Raw genomic sequence first — 5555 nt, 5'->3', positions numbered from 1 at the left:
GGGGTGGCCAGCGGGTGCAGGTGGGTGATGGCCACGTGATGGGCGGTCCCGACCAGGCAGTCGGTAAGCCAGGTATAGGCGCGGGTCATGGGGCGCGCATCGAAGGGATGTTCGAGAAACCCTTTCTCGATGGCGGTGCGGCCGGATTTCTGGGCCGCCGCTAGAATGCGCACCACGGCGGCGCGCAGCCCGTCGTTGGCCTCGGTCTCGGCGACGGCCCGGGCGATGTCGCGGGCCACCGCAGCGCGGTCGAATATCTCGTCCGCCGTGCAGATCAGCGCGGCGGGGGGCTCGGGAATCTGCATCTTGCCGAGGTCAGAATCCGAAGCCGCCGAAGCTTGTCGGGGCTGGGTCAATGGTCACCACCTGTTTGTCGCGGATGCTGACGACGGCCAGCCCGCGCTCGTTCGTTCCGTTGGCGCGCAGGCGGAAGATCCCGTTGACGCCCTGAAAGCCGGCCCCCTGGGTCAGGGCGCTGGTGGTCAATGCGGTGCTGCGGCCTGATTTGACCAGTGCGCCGATTGCCGCAATACCGTCATAGGCCAGCCCGCCAAGCGCATGCGGCAGGCCGCCATAGGCCTGGGCATAGCGGGTCTGGAACTGCTGGGTCAGCGCCGCGTCGGGGCGGGCGAACCAGCCGCCCTGAACCCCCGGCAGGGCCAGGGTCTGCGAGGGAATGTCCCAGCGCGTGAGGCCGACATACTGCACCGTCGGGCTGCTGATGCCGGCCTCGGGCAGCATCTGCGACAAGAGCGGCAGGGCCCCCGAGGTGTCCGAGGTCAGGAAGATCGTGTCGGCCTGGCCCTGTTCGGCGGCGGCCTTGATCTCGCCGACGGCGTTGATCACCCCCTCCTGCGAGAATTCATAGGCCACGGTGCCGACATGGCGTGCGCTCGAGCGGTTGATGGCGCTGACGATGGCATTGCGCCCGAGCTGCCCCGAGACGGTGTTGGCATGGACCACGAGAATGTTGCGCCGGCCCTGGCGGGCGGCGAAATCGACCAGCCGGTCGGCGGTATTCTCGAAAGTGGCGCCGAGCACGAAGACATTGCCGCCGGCGATGGTGGTGTTGTTGGAAAAGCTCAGCAGGTTGATGCCGCGTCCGGCCACCGCCTTGCCGGCGGCATTGGCGGCTTCGCCATGCAGCGGCCCGAGGATGATCTTGGCACCGTCGTCCGCCGCCCGGACAGCGGCCCGCTGGGCGGCGTCGGCATTGCCCTCGGTGTCATAGACGCGCAGGTCGATCTGCACCCCCTGAAGATCCGCCATCGCCAGCCGCGCGGCGTTTTCCAGACTCTGGGCGATCACCTTGTCGCCCGAGGCGGCCGATCCCGAGGGCACCAGCAGCGCCACCGGCACCGGTTGCGAGGCCGAGATCGTCGGGCCGGTCTCGACACAGGCGTTCAGCCCCAGCGCGGCGAGGGCGGCAACGGCCCCTTTCAGAAACAGTCTTGCGGGGTTAATACGGGTCAACATCGAAATCCTCACTCCCTTGGACGGGGCTGAAATTGTCTGGCATTCGGGCGCGTCATCGGGGCGCTGCCGCCGGGCGCGCCCTGTTCGGGGGGATCATAAACGACACGAAGATTGGGTCCAGCGTTGAATCATCATCAGGTCAGATTGGCACCGGGTTTGTACTTTGTCGCAACACCGATCGGCAGCGCCCGCGACATCACCCTCAGGGCGCTGGACGTGCTGGCCTCGGCCGATGTCATCGCCGCCGAGGACACCCGTTCGATGCGCCGCCTGCTCGAGATCCACGGGGTGGCGCTGGGCGACCGGCCGCTGCTGGCCTACCACGACCATTCCGGGGCCCGGGCGCGCGAGAAACTGCTGGCACACCTGGCCGCCGGCAGGGTCGTGGCCTATGCCTCCGAGGCCGGCACGCCGCTGATTGCCGACCCCGGCTACCACCTTTCGAAAGAGGCGGCCGAGGCCGGGCATCTGGTGACCTCGGCCCCCGGCGCCTCGGCCATCATCACCGCGCTGACCCTTGCCGGCCTGCCGACGGATGCGTTTTTCTTCGCCGGCTTCCTGCCCAATGCCAAGGGCGCAAGGTGCAGCGCGCTCGAGGCCCTGACCGAGGTGCCCGGCACCCTGGTGTTCTATGAAAGCCCGCATCGCATCGCCGAGATGCTGAAGGATGCGGCGCGGGTGCTGGGGCCGGATCGTCCGGCCGCCATGTGCCGCGAGCTGACCAAGAAGTTCGAGGAAGTGCGGCGCGGCACGCTTGCGGAACTGGCCGAAGCGCTCGCGGCGCATCGGGTCAAGGGCGAAATCGTGGTGCTGGTCGATCGTGCCAAGCCGGGGGCCGCTGCCGAAGGCGATCTCGAAGAGGCGCTGCGCAAGGCCCTCGCGACCATGACGGTGCGCGACGCCGCCGACAGCGTGGCCAAGGCCCATGGCGTCAACAAACGAAAGATTTACCAATTGGCGCTAAAACTCTCGGCATCGCAATAGCCCGGGGGCCAGCCCATGTCCTTTCTTCGCCACTCTGATTTCACCTCCCCCGAGCTGGCGGCGCGTCAAAGGCGCGGCAGGCGGGCCTATCACGCCGGGCTCGGCGCCGAAGAATCCGTCGAACGCCACTACCGGCGGCGCGGGTTCGCGGTGGCCGCGCGGCGTTGCCGCAACGGCGGCGGCGAACTCGATCTGGTGCTGCGCGACGGCGCGCGGCTGGTCTTCGTCGAGGTCAAGCAATCGCGCGATTTCGCCAGCGCGGCGGCGCGGCTCTCAGTGCGCCAGATCGCCCGCCTTCATCGTGCGGCCGAGGTCTTTCTTGCCGGTGAACCTGCCGGGTCGCTGACCGAATGCCGCTTCGACGTGGCGCTGGTCGATGGCCGGGGGGAAATCGAAATCCTCGAAAATGCACAGATGGGCTTCTGAGCAGCCATTGCATGGGCGGCGTGAAACCGCCATGTAGGGGCAAGCCAGAATTGAGGACTGCCCATGAAAATCGCCTTTCAGATGGACCCGATCCAGTCGGTCGACATCAATGCCGACAGCTCGTTCCGCCTTGCCGAAGAGGCCCAGGCGCGCGGCCATGAGCTGTTCTATTACTCCCCCGATCAGCTGGCCTATGAAGAAGGGCGCGTGACCGCGCGCGGCCATGCGCTGACCGTGCGGCGCGAACAGGGCAACCACGCCGACCTGGGGCCAAGGATCCGGGTCGACCTGGCCGATTTCGACGTCGTCTGGCTGCGCCAGGACCCGCCTTTCGACATGCATTACATCACCTCGACCCATATCCTCGACCGGCTGACGCCGGACACGCTGGTGGTCAATGATCCTTTCTGGGTGCGCAACTACCCCGAGAAACTGCTGGTGCTGGATTTCCCCGACCTGACCCCGCCGACGACCATCGCCCGCGACCTCGACACCATCCGCGCGTTCAAGGAAAAGCACGGCGACATCATCCTCAAGCCGCTTTACGGCAATGGCGGTGCCGGGGTGTTCCGCCTGGATCGCAGCGACCGCAACCTTGCCTCGCTGCACGAGCTGTTCACCGGCTTCAGCCGCGAGCCGCTGATCGTGCAGAAATTCCTGCCCGACGTGAGGAACGGCGACAAGCGGGTGATCCTGGTCGACGGTGAGCCGGTGGGGGCCATCAACCGGGTGCCCGCCGAGGGCGAGACCCGCAGCAACATGCATGTCGGCGGCCGCCCCGAAAAGATCGCCCTCAGCGTGCGCGACCGCGAGATCTGTGCCGCCATCGGCCCGCTGCTGCGCGACAAGGGGCAGATCTTCGTCGGCATCGACGTCATCGGCGACTACCTGACCGAGATCAACGTCACCTCGCCGACCGGCATCCAGGAGCTCGAGCGTTTCGACAACGTCAACATCGCCGAGAAGATCTGGCAGGCGATCGAGGCCCGGCGCGGCTGACGGATCAGCCCGGCTCCGACAGGCGGAAGCTGACCGCCTCTGCCACATGCGCCCGGCGCACCGATGCGCTGGCCTCGAGGTCGGCGATGGTGCGCGCCACCCGCAGCACCCGGTGATAGCCCCGAGCGGTCAGCCCGAAACGCTCGGCCGCGCCCTGCAACAGCGCCCGCCCCTCGGCGTCGGGCGCCGCGACTTCCTCCAGCAGGCCGCCCTGGGCATCGGCGTTGCAGCGCAGGCCGGGGTGATCGGCAAAGCGCGCGGCTTGCCTGTCGCGCGCCGCGCCGACCCGCGCCGCGACGACGGCCGAGCTTTCGCCGTCCGCCGGCAGGTCGAGATCGCGGAACCCCACCGGCGGCACCTCGAGCCGCAGGTCGATCCGGTCCATCAGCGGTCCGGAAATCCGCCCCATGTAGTCGGCGCCGCACGCCGGTGCCCGCGAGCAGGCGCGGCCCGGATCGAACATCTCGCCGCAGCGGCAGGGGTTGGCCGCCGCGATCAGCAGGAAGCGGCAGGGATAGGACACATGGGCATTGGCCCGCGCCACCATCACCCGGCCGGTCTCGATCGGCTGGCGCAGGGTTTCCAGCACCGGGCGCGAAAACTCCGGCAACTCGTCGAGAAACAAGACGCCGTTGTGCGCCAGGCTGATTTCCCCGGGCCGCGCCCGCCGCCCGCCGCCGACGATCGCCGCCATCGAGGCGGTATGGTGCGGCTCGCGAAACGGCCGGCTGCGCGAGATGCCGCCCTCGGCCAGCGCGCCGGCCACCGAATGGATCATCGAGGTCTCCAGCGCCTCGCGCGGCGACAGCGGCGGCAGCAGGCCGGGCAGGCGCGCCGCCAGCATCGACTTGCCCGACCCGGGCGGCCCGGTCATCAGGAAATGGTGCCGCCCGGCGGCGGCGATCTCCAGCGCCCGCTTGGCGCGTTCCTGCCCCTTGACGTCGCGCAGGTCGAGAGCGCTGGGCGGGCCGAGCACCTCGCCCGGTTCCGAGGGCGCCAGCGGCGATTCCCCGCTGTAGTGGCGCACCACCTCGGCCAGCGAAGCCGCGCCAAGCACCTCGGCATCGCCGACCCAGGCCGCCTCGCGCCCCGAGGCCAGGGGGCAGAGCAGCGCCCGGCCGAGCGCCGCCGCCGACATCGCCGCCGGCAGCGCGCCCGTCACCGCCACCAGGGTGCCGTCCAGCGACAGCTCCCCCAGCGAGATGCAGCCCTCGGCGGCATCCTGCGGAATGATCTCCAGCGCCGCCAGCAGCGCCATCGCCAGCGGCAGGTCGTAATGGCTGCCCTCCTTGGGAAGATCGGCCGGCGACAGGTTGATGGTGATCCGTTTCGACGGCAGCGCGATTGACATCGCATGCAGCGCCGCGCGCACCCGTTCGCGCGCCTCCGAGACCGCCTTGTCCGGCAGCCCGACGATGGAAAAGCCCGGCAGGCCGGCCGAGAGCGCGCATTGCACTTCCACGGGATGCGCCTCGACGCCTTCGAAGGCCACTGTATAGGCGCGCGCCACCATGCCACCTCTCCCGCAATCCTCGGAAAAAGTTAACCCGCCATGGTTAGCAAGTGATTAACCCAAGTGATTGACCAAAGAGAGTGACCCAAGAGATTTACCCGAGTGAACAACCAATGCCCGTCCCCGGCTTTCTCTTGCCTGAAATATCCGGGGGTCC

5 protein-coding genes and 1 pseudogene are annotated in these 5555 nt (G+C 68.5%); 3 read left to right on the top strand and 3 right to left on the bottom strand.

Going from position 1 to position 5555, the window contains the following annotated elements:
* A pseudogene (locus ABZD10_RS13145) lies at positions 1-305 on the bottom strand ([protein-PII] uridylyltransferase); the annotation flags it as partial.
* 10 nt (positions 306-315) lie between these two features.
* On the bottom strand, positions 316-1476 hold the full coding sequence (locus ABZD10_RS13140; protein WP_372887118.1) for a penicillin-binding protein activator: 1161 nt from the start codon (positions 1474-1476) through the stop codon (positions 316-318).
* Between the two features lie 123 nt (positions 1477-1599).
* On the opposite strand from ABZD10_RS13140, the gene rsmI reads away from it, so the two are divergent.
* The 3 genes from rsmI to gshB all read left to right on the top strand — a co-directional run bounded on the left by rsmI (position 1600) and on the right by gshB (position 3885).
* On the top strand, positions 1600-2460 hold the full coding sequence (gene rsmI / locus ABZD10_RS13135; RefSeq protein ID WP_372887116.1) for a 16S rRNA (cytidine(1402)-2'-O)-methyltransferase: 861 nt from the start codon (positions 1600-1602) through the stop codon (positions 2458-2460).
* Between the two features lie 15 nt (positions 2461-2475).
* Positions 2476-2886 carry a YraN family protein gene (locus tag ABZD10_RS13130; RefSeq protein ID WP_372887114.1) on the top strand — a complete coding sequence of 137 codons (411 nt, stop codon included), beginning with the start codon at positions 2476-2478 and terminating at the stop codon, positions 2884-2886.
* 63 nt (positions 2887-2949) lie between these two features.
* A complete protein-coding gene (gene gshB / locus ABZD10_RS13125; protein WP_372887112.1) occupies positions 2950-3885 on the top strand; it encodes a glutathione synthase in 936 nt (311 codons plus the stop codon).
* Between the two features lie 4 nt (positions 3886-3889).
* Here the strand turns inward: gshB and ABZD10_RS13120 are convergent, their stop codons facing one another.
* Positions 3890-5398, bottom strand: a complete 1509-nt coding sequence (locus tag ABZD10_RS13120) for a YifB family Mg chelatase-like AAA ATPase (RefSeq protein WP_372887110.1) — start codon at positions 5396-5398, stop codon at positions 3890-3892.
* Positions 5399-5555 lie beyond the last annotated feature (157 nt).

Source organism: Shimia sp. (assembly GCF_041624275.1).
Lineage (GTDB): Bacteria > Pseudomonadota > Alphaproteobacteria > Rhodobacterales > Rhodobacteraceae > Shimia.
This window is presented reverse-complemented; position numbering and strand designations above follow the sequence as displayed.

Excerpts from the sequence above, each read along its gene's own strand:
- ABZD10_RS13140 (WP_372887118.1), bottom strand. The coding sequence starts at position 1,476 with ATGTTGACCCGTATTAACCCCGCAAGACTGTTTCTGAAAGGGGCCGTT.
- ABZD10_RS13130 (WP_372887114.1), top strand. The coding sequence starts at position 2,476 with ATGTCCTTTCTTCGCCACTCTGATTTCACCTCCCCCGAGCTGGCGGCG.
- gshB (WP_372887112.1), top strand. The coding sequence starts at position 2,950 with ATGAAAATCGCCTTTCAGATGGACCCGATCCAGTCGGTCGACATCAAT.
- ABZD10_RS13120 (WP_372887110.1), bottom strand. The coding sequence starts at position 5,398 with ATGGTGGCGCGCGCCTATACAGTGGCCTTCGAAGGCGTCGAGGCGCAT.